The sequence below is a fragment of the Aquabacter spiritensis genome, from assembly GCF_004346185.1.
GTDB classification, from domain to species: Bacteria; Pseudomonadota; Alphaproteobacteria; order Rhizobiales; family Xanthobacteraceae; genus Aquabacter; species Aquabacter spiritensis.
Genome location: NZ_SMAI01000003.1, coordinates 149,226 through 163,612 on the forward strand (window position 1 = coordinate 149,226; position 14,387 = coordinate 163,612).

The window sequence follows — 14,387 nt, forward strand, 5'->3', positions numbered from 1 at the left end:
ATGTTCAAGACGGTCCTGATCGCCAATCGCGGCGAGATCGCGCGCCGCATCGGGCGTACGCTTCGCCGGCTCAATATCTCCTCCGTCGCGGTCTATTCCGACGCCGACCGTTTCACGCTGCCGGTCCTGGAGGCCGATACGGCGGTGCGGCTCGGTCCAGCGCCGGCGGCCGAGAGCTATCTCGACATCGAAGCCGTGCTTGCGGCTTGCCGCGCCACCGGGGCGGAGGCGGTCCATCCCGGCTACGGCTTCCTTTCCGAAAACGTCGCCTTCGCGGAAGCTCTGGCCGAAGCCGGGATCGTCTTCATCGGCCCGCGTCCGGCCCATCTGACCGCGTTCGGGCTGAAGCACGAGGCGCGGGCGATCGCGCTGCGCTCCGGCGTGCCGCTTCTGCCCGGCACCGACCTGCTCTCGGACGCCGCGGCGGCGTGCGCGGCGGCGGCGGAGATCGGCTATCCGGTGATGCTGAAGAGCACGGCCGGCGGTGGCGGCATCGGCATGCAGCTCTGCGCCACCCCGGAGGAATTGGCCGAGACCTTCGCGCGAGTCGAGCGCACGGCCCGCGCGGCGTTCGGCGATGCGCGGGTCTATCTCGAACGCTTCGTCGCCGCGGCGCGCCATGTCGAGGTGCAGATTTTCGGCGACGGCAAGGGCCGCGTGGTCGCGCTCGGCGAGCGCGACTGCTCGCTCCAGCGCCGCAACCAGAAGGTGATCGAGGAGACCCCGGCGCCGCTGCTGCCGGAGCCGACACGGCGGCGGCTGCATGCGGCGGCGGTGCGGCTCGGCGAGAGCGTCGCCTACGAATCCGCCGGGACGGTGGAATTCATCTACGACCCCGAACGCGACGATTTCTATTTTCTGGAGGTCAATACCCGGCTCCAGGTGGAGCATCCCGTCACCGAGGCGGTGTTCGGCATCGATCTCGTGGAATGGATGATCCGCCAGGCGGCGGGCGAGGACGTGATCCCCGAAACACCCCCGGCGCCGATCGGCGCGGCCATCGAGGCGCGGATCTATGCCGAGATTCCGCACGCCAATTTCCAGCCCAGCGCCGGGCTTCTGACCGAAGTGCGGTTTCCGCAGGGGCCACGGGTCGACGGCTGGATCGAGACCGGCACCGACGTGACCCCCTATTACGATCCGATGCTGGCGAAGGTGATCGTGCGCGGCCCCGATCGTCCCGCCGCGCTCGCCGCCTTGCGCGCCGCGCTCGCGGACACCGCGATCTTCGGCATCGCGACCAATCTCGACTATTTGCGGGCGATCGCCGGCTCCGACCTCCTGGCCTCGGGCCGGGTGGCGACGACGGCGCTGCGGGACTTCGCCTTTTCTGCGCGGAGCGTCGAGGTGCTGCGTCCCGGCGCGCAATCGAGCATCCAGGACCTGCCCGGCCGCCGCGCGCTCTGGCATGTCGGCGTGCCGCCCTCCGGCCCGATGGATGCGCGCTCTTTCGCCCGCGCCAACGCGCTGGTGGGAAATCCCGAGACATGTCCCGCCCTCGAACTGACGGTCGACGGCCCGGTCCTGCGCTTCCACGCCGATGCGACGGTCGCCCTCGCAGGGGCACACATGCCGGCGACCCTCGACGGCGCGCCGGCGCCGCACGATGTCGGCTTTGCCGTGCGGGCCGGCCAGACGCTCGCGGTCGGCGCGGTGGCGGGGCCGGGCCAGCGGGCTTATCTGGCGGTCGGCGGCGGCTTCCAGGTGCCGGAGGTGCTCGGTGCGCGCGCGACCTTCGCCTTGGGCCGGTTCGGCGGTCACGCGACCGGCCTTCTGCGCACCGGCGACACGCTCGCGCTCGCCCCGCCCGAAACATGCCCGCCGCTCCCGGCCACGGTCCGCGCCCCCGCCGCGGACCTCGTCCATGACTGGCGGATCGGCGTCGTCTACGGGCCGCACGGCGCGCCGGACTTCTTCACCGAGGCCGACATCGCGGACCTGTTCTCGGCCGCCTACGAGGTGCATTTCAACAGCGCCCGCACCGGCGTCCGGCTGATCGGGCCGGCCCCGCGCTGGGCGCGGGCCGATGGCGGCGAGGCGGGGCTGCACCCCTCGAACCTCCACGACAATGCCTATGCGGTCGGGGCGATCGATTTCACAGGCGACATGCCGATCCTGCTCGGGGTCGACGGACCCAGCCTCGGCGGATTCGTCTGCCCGGCGGTGATCGGCCGCGACGAACTCTGGAAGATGGGCCAGCTGAAGCCCGGCGACACCGTGCGCTTTCACGCTCTCGCGCGTCCGGCCGATCCGGTGGCGGGGCCGCACGTGGCGCGGGTGCCGGAGGCCGCCTCGCCGATCCTCGCCCGGCGCGACGACGGTCCGGTGCCGGTGGTCTATCGCCGCCAGGGCGACGACAATCTCCTGGTCGAGTTCGGCGCGATGACGCTCGACATCGCGCTGCGCCTGCGCGCCCATCTGCTGGCGCAGGCGGTGGAGGGGGCGAAGCTGCCGGGCCTGCGCGACATCACCCCCGGCATCCGCTCGCTTCAGATCCATTATGACGGCACGGTCCTGCCGCGTGCCCGCCTGCTCGGCCTGCTGGACGAGATCGAGCGCGCCTTGCCGGCGGCGGAAGAGGTGGTGGTGCCGAGCCGCATCGTCCACCTGCCGCTCTCCTGGGACGATCCGGACGTCCGGCTGGCCATGCGCAAATACCAGGAGCTGGTGCGGCCCGATGCGCCGTGGTGCCCGTCCAATATCGAGTTCATCCGCCGCATCAACGGCCTGCCCGACGAGGCCGCGGTCCGGCGGATCGTGTTCGACGCGCGCTATCTGGTGCTCGGCCTCGGCGACGTCTATCTGGGCGCGCCGGTGGCGACGCCGACCGATCCCCGCCACCGCCTGGTCACCACCAAATACAATCCCGCCCGCACCTGGACGCCGGAAAACGCGGTCGGGATCGGCGGTGCCTATATGTGCATCTATGGCATGGAGGGGCCGGGCGGCTACCAATTGTTCGGCCGCACGATTCAGATGTGGAATACATGGCGTTCGACGCCGGTCTTCGCCCCCGGCACGCCCTGGCTGCTGCGCTTCTTCGACCAGATCCGCTTCTTCCCGGTGAGCCACGCCGAACTGACCGAAGCGCGCGCCGCTTTTCCGCATGGCGCCTATCCGATCCGCATCGAGGAGGCCAGCTTCTCCTATGCCGCCTATGCCGCCGACCTCGCCCGCGACGCGGCCGAGATCGCGGTCTTCAAAGCGGGCCAGCAGGCCGCGTTCGAGGCCGAGCGGGCGCGTTGGAAGGCGGAGGGGCTCGACACCTTCACCGCCGAGGAGAGCGGCACGCCGCTCGGCGAAGATGCGATTCCGGACGGTTGCCTCGCGGTGGCGGCGCAGGTGCCGGGCAATGTCTGGAAGCTGGTGGCCGACCAAGGCGCAGACGTCGCGGCGGGCGACCCCCTCGCCATCCTCGAATCCATGAAGATGGAGGTGGCGATCGTGTCCCCCGCCTCGGGGCGCCTGCGCGAATGGCGCATTGCGCCGGGCCGGATCGTGCGTGCAGGTGACGTGGTGGCGGTGATCGAGCCGCTTTAGACGGGCGTCGGTGATGGTCGGAGCGTGCGGCGCCTGTCCTGCTGCCGGGGTCCCGCCGCCCTTTGGAGGCGCCCCCTTTGCGGGGCCTGGGGAAGGCGGCATAGTGCGTCCATGTGCGCCCGTTTCGCCCAGCACAACGGCCCGAGCCGCTATGTCGAGTGGTTCGGCGCGCATTGGATCGACCCGGTCCTGCCCAACGCGCCGGCGCGCTTCAACGCGGCGCCGACGCAGGATCTGCTGGTGCTCCGCCGCAATCCCGAAACGGGCCTCGGTGCTTTCGGGCTGTTGCGCTGGGGTCTGGTGCCGAGCTGGGCGCAGGATCTGAAATTCGGGGCGAAGACCATCAATGCGCGCGCCGAGACCGTGCGGACGTCGCCGGCCTTTCGCGGCGCCTGGAAGGCGGGCCGGCGCTGCGCGGTGCCGGTCGACGCGTTTTATGAATGGCGTCCTGGCAGCAGCCCGAAACAACCCTACGCCATCGCCCGCAAGGACGGCGGGCCGCTGGCGGTCGCCGGGTTGTGGGACGGCTGGAAGGATCCCGCGACCGGAACCTGGGTCCGCAGCTTCACGCTCCTCACCGCGGCGGCCAATGGCTTCATGCAGCCGCTGCACGACCGGATGCCGGTGATCCTCGCCCGTGAAGAGGTGGCGCCCTGGCTCGGCGGCGAGATCGGATATGAGCGGCTCGGACCTTATCCCGGCGACGATCTGACGGCGTGGCCGGTCTCGACCCGGCTCAACGCGCCGCGCAACGAAGGCGCGGATCTGATCGAGCCGGTCGCGGCGCCCGCCTTTCCGGGCGTCGCGCCGGTGTGACCATTACGCCTTGCGGCGGGGCAGCGGCGCGTCGTCCTCGTCCGGCAGCGGGCCGGGATCGTCCGGCAAAGGCGGCAGGGCGAGCACGCCGTCGGGCTCCGCGCGCTCCGTCCGCTTCGCCGCCGCAGCCGGCGGTTCGGCGGGTTCGACCGGCGCCGGCTCGGACGCCGCGTCGGCTTCGGCTTCCGGCGCGGGAGGCAGGATATCTACGGGCGGTGCCTCGGGTTCGGGCCCGGCGACCGCGGGCGGCGGAATCGCGGCGATGGCGTCGCGCACCCGCTCGGCCTCATGCTCCAGGATCGGCGTCGCCACGACGCCGGGCGGCACCGCCCAGATATAGGCGTCGAGCCGTCCGGTAACGGGCGAGATCGCCGCCCATTGGTCGGAGACGACGCCGTCGGCGATCCAGGCCGGGTCGCGCGGTGCGCGCACCGCGCGGGCGGCCCACTCGCGGGCTTTGCCGATATCGGCGTGTTCGCGGGCTTCGAGTTCCGCCATCAGGAAACAGATGCGCTGGGTCGGTTCGGCGGCGAGCGGGGAGAGCAGTGCGCGCGCCTCGGCGAATTCCAGGGCATCGATGGTGGCGTGGGCGAGGGCGATGATGCTCTCGGGATGATCCGGCGCCTTGGCGGCGAGCACGCGGACGCGCTTCAGCCGGTCCTGCGCGGCATCGCCGGGCCGCAAATGGGCATAGGCCTCCGCGAGATCGGGGTGGGGGGCGGCCTCATAGGCGGTGGCGAGGATCTTGGCCGCCTTGCGCATCTCGCCGGCGGCACCGAGCAGGCGCCCGGCGACCGCGGCGGCCGGGATGAGCGTGGGCGCGAGCCGCACGGCCTCGAGCGCGCGTTCCCTGGCGACCGGCGGATCGGCGATCTCCAGCATCATCGCTTCGGCGGCCAGCAGGACGGCGCGGCGGCGGCGGTGCTGCACCTTGTCGATGCCGCGCGCCGCCATCTGGCGCTCCAGCATGGCCCGCGCGCCGGCATAGTCGCCCTCGGCGCACCGCGCCTCGACCACGGCATCGGCGGCCCATTCCAGCGCCGGGGCCTGCCGGGCGGCCTCTTCGGCATAGGCGTTGGCGGATTCCGTCTCGCCCGCCCGGCGCGCCTCCATATAGAGACCGCGCAGCGCGATCAGCCGGGTCTCGGGGGCGTCCAGCATCACTTTGAACGAGCGCGCGGCGAGATTGCCGTCGCCGTCGAGCTGGGCCGATTGCGCGGCGAGCAGATGGGTCAGCGGCTCGTGCGGGAGATAGCGGGCGGCTTCGTCGCGCGCGCTGCGGGCCTTGGCACCGTCTCCGGCGCCGATCGCCATCAGGCCGCGCGACAATGCGTTCCACCCCTTCTCGCGTCGCCGACGCTTGGAAAAGGCGGCGAGCAGGCGCGGCGAGGCGAACACGAAGGCGAGGAGCCGCCAGAGCAGGAGCAGCACGGCGCTGAACGCCGCCAGAGCGGCCAGCGCGACCGGCACCGTGGTTTCCAGGCGCCAGCCTTGCCAGACCAGGACGATTTCGCCCGGGCGATCGGCAATCCAGGCGGCCCCGAACGCGACGAGGGCGAGGACGATGAGGAGCAGGAGGAGGCGGATCACGGCACCTTCCCGGAAATGGCGGCAAGCGCCTGCTGATAGAGGGCGGTAGCGGTTGTCGCGGCCTCGCGCCGCGTCGCGATTTCCGCGGCGATGTCCTTGAGCTTGGCGCGGGTCGCCGGCGGCAGCGCTTCGATTTTCTTGAGCGCGCCGTCGAGGTCGCCGGAGCGCACCGCGCCCACCACGCCGTCCAGCGAGGCGGGCGGCCCGCTCGCGGCTGCGTTCTCGGCGGGACCGACGCGGACCAGATTTTCGGCGCTGGTGACGATGCGGTCCAAGAAGCTGCTGCCGGTCGAGGACGCCCCGGCCGGCGCCGGGGCGGCTTCCGCCTGCACCAGACGCTCGGCCAGTTTGGCGGGCGGCGCATAGCCGGAACTGGCGCCGGCGGCGAAGGGATCGAGCGAGCCGGCCGACTTGCCCAGAACGGCGCGGGCGGCATCGAGTTCAGCGGCGAACGGGCGGCCTGCCAGGACGGCGTCCTTCAGCGCGCCCAGGACGACCACCGTGGCAACCGCACGGTCGAAGGAGGTGGCGGCGCTTGCGACCTCCTCGGCCCGGCGCCGAGCCTCGGCGGCCTGAGCGGCCAAAGTCGAGACCTGCTGGCCCAGAGCGGCGACCTGCGCGGTCGCGGCCGGAATCGCCTGCGCCGCCTGTTTGAGGCCGGCCATCTCCCCCTGCATCGCCGCGGTCGCGCGCTGCAGGTCGGCAATCGGGGCCGTCGCCGCCTCGGCCCGCGCGAGACGCTGTTCGAGCGGCGACAGATTGGGCTGTGGACGGGCCTCGACGGCGGCGAGCCGCTGGAGAAGCGGTTCCAGATTGCGCTCGCCCGACGGCTTCAGGACGCCCTGCTCGATCAGCGCATAGCCGACCAAAGCGGCGGACAAGGCTCCGGCGAACGCCCCGATCGGCAGTGCGAGCCAGGGCGAGGGGCCGCTCCGTCGCGCGGAGCCGGCGACCTGAGGGACTGGCGCCCGCGCCGGTTCGGAAACGGGTTCGGCCGCGGGCGGGGGATCGAGGGTGGCCGCGGCGACCGGATCCGGGCGGGCGGTGCGGGATTCGATGGTGGCGGGATCGTCGGCATCGTCCGGACGGGCAGGCGCCTGCGCGGCGTGGACGGTCTGCGCATTGGCGTCCGCTGCGGATTCGGCGTCGGGCGGTGCCGCGCGGGGGCTATCCTCGGGCACGAGGCGGGCCACCGCCGCCTCGATGTCGGCGGGCGAGGAGGAGGCGTCGCGCTTGGCGGCGTCCTGCCGGTTCGGATCGTCGCTCGCCATGGCCTCCTCGTCGCTTCCTTCCGGTCCTCCGGCTTAAACCCCCGGCCCGCCCGGGGCAACCTCGACCGTTTCGACCGGCTCCCCCTCCAAGAGGCCGAGCAGTGCGTCCGCATTGGGGCGCGGCGCCCAGTCGGCCGGCAGTCCCGTCGCCTGGAGCGGAGCTGCAACGGCCTCGGACAAGCACAAGTGCCGCAGACGCCCGAACGGTTCCCTCAAACCCGCGTCATCGACGCAGCGCAGCAGGGCGCGGACGGTGCGCGGGGAGAAATGGAGGGCGGCATCCAAGGCGCCGTCGCGCAGCGCCGCTTGGGTTTCGGGCGCGAGCCCCGCCGCTTCGGGCGCGAGATAGCCGACATGGACGATCACCTTCACGTCAGCGCGCGTCAGCAGCGCCGCGAGATCCGCAGCGCGGTCGGCGCCGGCCGCGTGCAGGATGCGGGCGCCCGGCGGCAGGTCCGCGTCGAGCCGACCGGCCAGCGCCACCGCGTCGCCGGCGCAGTCGACGACCTGCCGAAAGCCGGCGCTGCGGGCCGCGGCGGCCGTGCGGGGTCCCACGGCGAAGACCGGCACGTCCAGGCCTCGCACGTCCAGGCCTCGCACGTCCAGCGCCCGCAGGCCGTTGGCGCTGGTCGCCGCCAGCGCGTCGAAGCGGCCCGGCGGGAGCGGCGCGCCGGTCGATGCGATGCGCAGCATCGGATCGCACAGGACCGCATGTCCCCGCGCGGCGAGCCGTGCGGCGGTGGCGCTCGCCCCGGGCTCGGGCCGCGTGACGAGGACGCGCACCTTACAGACCGAGGGCGCGGGCGGGCGCCGAGCCGCGCAGCTCCGCGCCGCTTTCGGTGCCGAGCCGGACGGCGTCGGCAATCGGCGCGCGCGCATCGCTTTCGGCCGCCGAGCGGCCGTCCGGACTGAGCACGAGGCCCCTCAACCGCACATCGTCCCCCTCGACGGTCGCGAGACCGGCGATCGGCGTCCGGCAGGAGCCGTCCAGGGCGGCGAGGAAGGCGCGCTCGGCGGCGAGCGCGATCCCGGTCGCGCGGCAGGCGATGGCCGCAATGGCGGCTTCGGTCGGCGGGTCGTCCTTTCGGGTCTCGATCGCCACCGCGCCCTGTCCGACGGCCGGCAGGAAAGCGTCGATGTCGAGCACGGCGCTCGCCGCCGCCGCCAGCCCCAGCCGCGTCAGCCCGGCGAGCGCGAGCAGGGTGGCGTCGAACGCGCCCTCGCGCACCTTGGCGAGGCGGGTGTGGACATTGCCGCGCAGCAGCGACACGTCGAGGTCGGGCCGCAGCCGGCGCAATTGCGCCTCGCGCCGCAGCGAGGCGGTGCCGACGCGGGCGCCGGTCGGCAGATCCGACAGGCCGGCGCCCTCCCGCAGGATCAGGGCGTCCCGGACATCGGCGCGGGGCAGGAAGCCCGCGAGGTGCAGCCCGTCGGGCAGGATTGTGGAGACGTCCTTGGCGGAATGGACGGCGAGGTCGATCGTGCCGGCGAGGAGCGCCTCCTCGATCTCCTTGGTGAACAGGCCCTTGCCGCCCGCCTCGGAGAGCGCGCGGTCCTGGATGCGATCGCCCGAGGTGCGAATCACCCGGATCTCGATGCTCTCCAATGGCCGGTCGAGCGCGGCCGCGAGGGCGTCGCGGACGGCATTCGCCTGCCACAGAGCGAGCGGGGACCCGCGGGTTCCGATGGCGAGGCGGGCGGTTTGGGGGCCGGTGGCGGCGAAGCTGGCTTGTGTCATGGCTGGGAGGGATGATAGCCGGGAATTGGCCGACGATGGAGCGACCTTGCGGCGCGGGCGTCCGGCGGGGAGGAAAAGGGTGGCGGACCTGCTGGTGCTGGGGATCGAGACCACCTGCGACGAAACCGCCGCGGCGGTGGTGGCGCGCGCGCCGTCAGGCGCGGGGCACATCCTGTCCAATGTCGTGCGCAGCCAGATCGCGGATCACCTGCCGTATGGCGGCGTGGTGCCCGAGATCGCCGCGCGCGCCCATGTCGAGGTGCTCGACATCGTGATCGCCGACGCCATGCGGCAGGCGGGCGTCGGCTTCGGCGACCTCTCCGCAATCGCCGCGGCCGCCGGGCCGGGCCTGATCGGCGGCGTCATCGTCGGGCTGACCACCGCCAAGGCCCTGGCGCTGGCCACCGGAAAGCCGCTGGTCGCGGTCAATCATCTGGAGGCGCATGCGCTGACCGCGCGGCTGACCGACGGGGTGGCCTTCCCCTATCTGCTGCTCCTCGTCTCCGGCGGCCACACCCAATTGCTGGCGGTCGAGGATATCGGGCGCTACCGCCGCATCGGCACGACCCTCGACGATGCCGTGGGCGAGGCCTTCGACAAGGTCGCCAAGATGCTGAGCCTGCCCTATCCCGGCGGGCCGGAAGTGGAGCAGCAGGCGGCCCTCGGCGATCCCGACCGCTTCTCCTTTCCGCGTCCGATGATGGGGCGGCGCGAGCCCGATTTCTCTTTGTCCGGCCTGAAGACCGCGGTGCGCCTCGAGGCGAGCCGCCTGGCGCCGCTCGGCACCCAGGACGTTGCGGATCTGTGCGCCTCGTTCCAGGCGGCGGTGGTCGACGTGATCTGCGACCGCGTGCGGGCGGCGGCGCGCCAGTTTCGCGATCTGGTCGGCATCGGGCCGACTGCCCTGGTCGTGGCGGGCGGCGTCGGCGCGAACGAATCGATCCGGGGGGCGCTTCAGCGCACCGCTGCGGAACTCGGCACCCGGATCGCCGTCCCCCCGCCGGCCTTGTGCACCGACAATGGCGCGATGATCGCCTGGGCGGGGGCCGAGCGACTGGCGCGCGGCCTCACAGATCCTCTCACCCTCGCCCCCCGCGCGCGCTGGCCGCTCGATCCGGCCGCCGGCGGCGGCAAGGGATGAGGCCGGCATGAGGTCGGCATGAGCGATTTCGCGCGCATCGGCGTGGTCGGAGCGGGCGCGTGGGGCACCGCGCTCGCCAATGCCGCCGCGCGCGCCGGCCGGACTGTGACGCTGTGGAGCCGCGACCCCGCCGCCGCCGCACAGATGACGGCGATGCGGGAGAATCCGCGCGGCCTTCCCGGCGTCGCGCTGGAGGATGCGGTGCAGCCGACCGCCGACCTCGCGGATCTCGCGGACTGCGATGCGCTGCTGCTCGTGGTGCCGGCGCAGGCCTGCGGCCCGGTGGCGGCCGCGCTGGGGGAAAAGGTGCCGCCCGGCACGCCGCTGGTCTCCTGCGCCAAGGGGATCGAGCGCGGCACCGGCGCCTTCATGAGCGAGGTGATCGCCCGCGCGGCGCCGGATCTGATCCCCGCCGTGCTGTCCGGCCCGAGCTTCGCGGCCGACGTGGCGCGCGGCCTGCCGACGGCGGTCACGCTGGCGGCGGTGGACACCGACCTCGCCCGCGCGCTCGCGGCGGCGCTGGGGTCAGCCTCGTTCCGGCTCTATCATTCGGCGGACGTGCGCGGCGTTGAGATCGGCGGCGCGGCGAAGAATGTGCTCGCCATCGCCGCCGGCATCGTCGCCGGCCGCCGGCTCGGGGCGAGCGCGGGCGCCGCGATCACGGCGCGCGGCTTTGCCGAACTTCTGCGCTTCGGCGCCGCGTTCGGCGCGCGCAGCGAGACCCTGACCGGCCTGTCGGGGCTCGGCGATCTGATCCTCACCGCCTCCGGCCCGCAATCGCGCAATTTCGCGCTCGGCCTCGCGCTCGGCGCGGGGACGGCTGCGGACGGCAAGCTGGCGGAGGGCGCCTATACGGCGAGCGTCCTCGTCGCCATGGCGCAGACGCGCGGCGTCGACATGCCGATCTGCGCGGCGGTCGAGGCGGTGCTGGCGGGGCGGCTCAGCATCGAGGCCGCGATCGAGGCGCTGATGGCCCGGCCGCAGCGGTCGGAAACCGCCGGGCCCTGACCCGGCGCGGCCCGACCTTCAGGCCGCGACCCTCAGGCCGACATCGGGCAGCACCGGACGGGACGCGAGCGCGGTCGCCATGAGCGCCTCCACCTCGGCCCGCTCGGCATCCGGCAAAGCGAGGCGCGGTGGACGGGTGCGCCAGGTGCCCCGGCCCATGACGTGCTCGCACAGCTTGATGCACTGGACGAGGTCCGGGCGGGCATCGAGATGCAGCAGCGGCATGAACCATTCATAGAGCGCCATCGCCTCGGCGAAGCGGCCCTGGCGGGCGAGGCGGAACAGGGTCTCGCCCTCGCGCGGAAAGGCGTTGGACATGCCAGACACCCAGCCGACCGCGCCCATGGCGATGCTCTCCACCACCACGTCGTCGAGCCCGGCGAACATCACGAACCGGTCGCCGACCTTGTTGCGCACGTCGATGAAGCGGCGGGTGTCGCCCGAGCTTTCCTTGAAGCAGACGATGGTCTCGACGTCGGCGAGGGTCGCCAGAATGTCGGGGGTGACGTCGTTCTTGTAGATCGGCGGGTTGTTGTAGACCATGACCGGCAGGTCGGTGGCCTTGGCGACGCCGCGGAAATGCGCGGCGGTCTCGTGCGGTTTCGAGGAATAGACCAGCGCCGGCATCACCATGATCCCGTCGACGCCGACCCGCGCGGCCTCCTTGGCGGTCTCGGCGGCGAAGGCGGTGGTGAATTCGGCGATGCCGCAGATCACCGGCACACGCCCGGCCGCCGTGCTCTTGGCCGCTTCCATCAGCGCGACCTTTTCGGCCGTGGTGAGCGAGCAGTTCTCGCCCACCGTGCCGCAGATGATGAGGCCGGAGACGCCGTCGCGGATCAGGGCGTCCATCACCCCGGCGGTGGCGTCGAGGTCGAGCGAATAATCCTCGCGGAACTGCGTGGTGACGGCCGGGAAGACGCCTTCCCAGGAAACTTTGGGCGACATGGGATTCTACCTTGATGGGGCCGGCGGGATCGCCCCGCCGGCGGGGGGATCAGAGCGTCGCACCGACCTTGCGCAGCTCGGTGAGGATGGGGGCCTTCGGCACCCAGATCTTGTCGTATTCGGCGATGATGGACTTGGTCTCGGCGTCACCGATCTTGGCTTCCTTGATCGAAATCCCGGTGCCCTTGAATTTTTCCAGCAGGACCGGCTCGTTGGTCACGGTCTCGGCGATCTGCTTGTCGAGCGCGGCCTGCGTCGCCTTGGTGATCAGTGCCTTGTCGTCCGGCGCGAGCGACTGCCACACCCGGCCCGACACCAGCGCGATGCACGGCATGAAGATCGCGTTCATCCGGAGCATGGTCTTCGACACCTTGTCGAAGCGCTGGTTCCAGGAGAAGTCGAGGTCGGCCTCGAGCCCGTCGACCTGCCCGTTGCTCATCGCGTCGAACACCTGCGGGGTGGGGATCGGAGTCGGGGCGGCGCCGAGCAATTGGTAGAAGTCGCGATAGGCCGGCGTGGTGTTGATGCGCAGCTTCATGCCCTTGAGATCGCCGATTCCCTCGATCGGCTTGGCGGTGAACACCACGCGCATCGTGGTGATGCCCCAGGCGAGGCCGACCGTGCCGGTCTCGCGCGGCAGGAGGTCGAACAGGCTCATCGCCACCGGGGTCTTCACCAGCTTCGCCACCTTGGGCGTGGAATCGACGATCCAGGGGGCGTTGATGGCGGCGATGGCGGGCAGGCGCGAGCCGAGCTCGGCGGTCATGATGAAGCCCATGTCGAGCGCGCCGGTCTGCATCTGCTGCAGCATCGCGCCTTCATTGCCGAGCTGGCCGGAGGGGAAGACCGTGACCGACAGGCGGCCGTTGGTTTCCTTCTTCAGCGTCTCGCCCATCGCGATCGCCGCCTCGTTCCAGGGATGGCCGGGCGGGGTGATGATGCCGAGGCGGAAATCCTTGGCCTGGGCGCGGGCGATCGAGGGCGCGGCCAGCGGCAGCGTGGCCCCGGCCGCGGCGGCCAAGATGAAATGACGGCGATTGAGGCTCATGGTCTGTCTCCGGAAGATTCGTTATTTGACGAGAGCGGTGGAGAGGAAGGGAAAGATCGACAGCAGCACCAGCAGGGCGCAGGCGGCGAAGAAGAACGGCAGCGTGACGATGAACATCTTTCCCGGCTTGGCCCCAGTGACCGCCGAGGCGACGAAGAAGCACAGGCCGACAGGCGGGGAGAGGAAGCCGAGGACCAGATTGATCACCACCACGACACCGAAATGGATCGGGTCGATGTGATAGATCTGGGTGGCGATCGGCAGGAGGATCGGCACCGTCATGATCAGACCCGGCGCGCCGTCGATCACCGTGCCGATGATCAGCAGCACGACGTTGAGAAGCAGCATGAAGGTGATGGGATCGTCGGCCGCGGCGCGCACCCAGAGCGCGACTTCCTGCGGCACCTTGGCGTAGATCAGGATCCAGGTGAACACGGCGGCGGCCGCGACCAGGAACAGCACGGCGGCGGAATACAGGCCGGCGCGCAGGAACATGCCGGGAAGCTGGGAGAATTTCAGCTCCTTGATCCAATAGCGCCCGACCAGGACCGCGGCGACCGCGCCGACCGCCGCCGATTCCGTCGCATTGGCGAGGCCGGTGAGGATCGAGCCGACGATGACCACGGGAATGAGCAAAGTCGGGGCGGTTTCGAGCACCACGGCGATGCGCTGGCGCAGCGTCATGCGCTCGGCGCGCGGATACTTGTAGACGAAGCCCATCAGCGCGATGACGAGGCAGAACAGGCCGGTCAGCAGGACGCCGGGAATGATGCCGGCGACCAGCATGTCACTGACCGGCACCTGCGCCATCACGCTGTAGATCACGAACATGATGGAGGGCGGGATGATCGGCCCGAGCATGCCGGCATAGGCCGTCAGGCCGGCGGCGAAGGTCTTGTCGTAGCCCTTCTTGACCATTTCCGGGACGAGGATCTGCGACATGATCGCGACCTGGGCGGTGGCCGATCCCAGGATCGAGGACACCAGCATGTTGGCGAGCATGTTCACATAAGCGAGCCCGCCCTTGATGTTGCCGACGAAGGCCATGGACAGATCGATGATGCGCCGGGTGATGCCGCCGCCATTCATGATCTCGCCTATCAGGATGAACAGCGGGATGGCGATCAGGCCGTAGCTGTCGACGCCGCCGAACAGCTGGCTCGGCAGCGTCTGGTAGAGCAGCGGGTTGCCGCTCGCCTGGATGAAGACGATGCCGGCGAGGCACAGGCAGAGGCTGATCGGCACGCCCACCAGCATGAAGGCGACGAAGGCGGCGGCGGTGATCAT

The 14,387-nt window shown here is 71.4% G+C and carries 11 protein-coding genes; 4 read left to right on the forward strand and 7 right to left on the reverse strand.

Going from position 1 to position 14,387, the window contains the following annotated elements:
* Window positions 1-3,540 carry an urea carboxylase gene (uca, locus tag EDC64_RS07070; RefSeq protein WP_132030569.1) on the forward strand — a complete coding sequence of 1,180 codons (3,540 nt, stop codon included), beginning with the start codon at window positions 1-3 and terminating at the stop codon, window positions 3,538-3,540.
* Between the two features lie 111 nt (window positions 3,541-3,651).
* Complete coding sequence (locus tag EDC64_RS07075; protein ID WP_132030570.1) at window positions 3,652-4,356, forward strand: SOS response-associated peptidase; 705 nt, start codon at window positions 3,652-3,654, stop codon at window positions 4,354-4,356.
* Window positions 4,357-4,359: 3 nt separating this feature from the next.
* Here EDC64_RS07075 and EDC64_RS24025 read toward each other — a convergent pair whose 3' ends face one another.
* The 4 genes from EDC64_RS24025 to hemC are packed head-to-tail and all read right to left on the reverse strand — an operon-like array spanning window position 4,360 to window position 8,955.
* Window positions 4,360-5,946, reverse strand: a complete 1,587-nt coding sequence (locus tag EDC64_RS24025; RefSeq protein WP_132030571.1) for a heme biosynthesis protein HemY — start codon at window positions 5,944-5,946, stop codon at window positions 4,360-4,362.
* Entirely contained in the window at window positions 5,943-7,217 is a 1,275-nt protein-coding gene (locus EDC64_RS07085; RefSeq protein ID WP_132030572.1) for a hypothetical protein, read from the reverse strand. Before EDC64_RS07085 ends, EDC64_RS24025 begins: the two co-directional genes overlap by 4 nt.
* 33 nt (window positions 7,218-7,250) lie before the next feature.
* The gene (locus EDC64_RS07090; RefSeq protein ID WP_132030573.1) at window positions 7,251-8,000 is read right to left on the reverse strand and encodes a uroporphyrinogen-III synthase; all 750 of its coding nucleotides are present in this window, start codon (window positions 7,998-8,000) and stop codon (window positions 7,251-7,253) included.
* Between the two features lies 1 nt (window position 8,001).
* Window positions 8,002-8,955, reverse strand: a complete 954-nt coding sequence (hemC, locus tag EDC64_RS07095) for a hydroxymethylbilane synthase (protein WP_132030574.1) — start codon at window positions 8,953-8,955, stop codon at window positions 8,002-8,004.
* Between the two features lie 79 nt (window positions 8,956-9,034).
* Here hemC and tsaD point away from each other — a divergent pair, with 79 nt between their 5' ends.
* Both tsaD and EDC64_RS07105 read left to right on the forward strand, forming a co-directional pair.
* A complete protein-coding gene (gene tsaD, locus EDC64_RS07100; RefSeq protein WP_245504576.1) occupies window positions 9,035-10,096 on the forward strand; it encodes a tRNA (adenosine(37)-N6)-threonylcarbamoyltransferase complex transferase subunit TsaD in 1,062 nt (353 codons plus the stop codon).
* Between the two features lie 18 nt (window positions 10,097-10,114).
* Window positions 10,115-11,104, forward strand: a complete 990-nt coding sequence (locus tag EDC64_RS07105) for an NAD(P)H-dependent glycerol-3-phosphate dehydrogenase (protein ID WP_132030576.1) — start codon at window positions 10,115-10,117, stop codon at window positions 11,102-11,104.
* Between the two features lie 18 nt (window positions 11,105-11,122).
* On the opposite strand, the gene EDC64_RS07110 is transcribed toward EDC64_RS07105, so the two are convergent.
* From EDC64_RS07110 to EDC64_RS07120, 3 genes are read right to left on the reverse strand one after another with little or no spacing between them, the layout of a single operon-like run.
* The gene (locus EDC64_RS07110; RefSeq protein WP_132030577.1) at window positions 11,123-12,052 is read right to left on the reverse strand and encodes a dihydrodipicolinate synthase family protein; all 930 of its coding nucleotides are present in this window, start codon (window positions 12,050-12,052) and stop codon (window positions 11,123-11,125) included.
* A gap of 49 nt (window positions 12,053-12,101) precedes the next feature.
* Window positions 12,102-13,100 carry a TRAP transporter substrate-binding protein gene (locus EDC64_RS07115; protein ID WP_132030578.1) on the reverse strand — a complete coding sequence of 333 codons (999 nt, stop codon included), beginning with the start codon at window positions 13,098-13,100 and terminating at the stop codon, window positions 12,102-12,104.
* A 21-nt stretch (window positions 13,101-13,121) separates the two neighbouring features.
* Window positions 13,122-14,387: a TRAP transporter large permease gene (locus EDC64_RS07120; protein ID WP_132030579.1), complete on the reverse strand. Its 1,266-nt coding sequence runs from the start codon at window positions 14,385-14,387 to the stop codon at window positions 13,122-13,124.

Excerpts from the sequence above, each read along its gene's own strand:
- EDC64_RS07085 (WP_132030572.1), bottom strand. The coding sequence starts at position 7,217 with ATGGCGAGCGACGATCCGAACCGGCAGGACGCCGCCAAGCGCGACGCC.
- EDC64_RS07115 (WP_132030578.1), bottom strand. The coding sequence starts at position 13,100 with ATGAGCCTCAATCGCCGTCATTTCATCTTGGCCGCCGCGGCCGGGGCC.
- hemC (WP_132030574.1), bottom strand. The coding sequence starts at position 8,955 with ATGACACAAGCCAGCTTCGCCGCCACCGGCCCCCAAACCGCCCGCCTC.
- EDC64_RS07105 (WP_132030576.1), top strand. The coding sequence starts at position 10,115 with ATGAGCGATTTCGCGCGCATCGGCGTGGTCGGAGCGGGCGCGTGGGGC.
- EDC64_RS07120 (WP_132030579.1), bottom strand. The coding sequence starts at position 14,387 with ATGATCACCGCCGCCGCCTTCGTCGCCTTCATGCTGGTGGGCGTGCCG.
- EDC64_RS07110 (WP_132030577.1), bottom strand. The coding sequence starts at position 12,052 with ATGTCGCCCAAAGTTTCCTGGGAAGGCGTCTTCCCGGCCGTCACCACG.
- uca (WP_132030569.1), top strand. The coding sequence starts at position 1 with ATGTTCAAGACGGTCCTGATCGCCAATCGCGGCGAGATCGCGCGCCGC.
- EDC64_RS07075 (WP_132030570.1), top strand. The coding sequence starts at position 3,652 with ATGTGCGCCCGTTTCGCCCAGCACAACGGCCCGAGCCGCTATGTCGAG.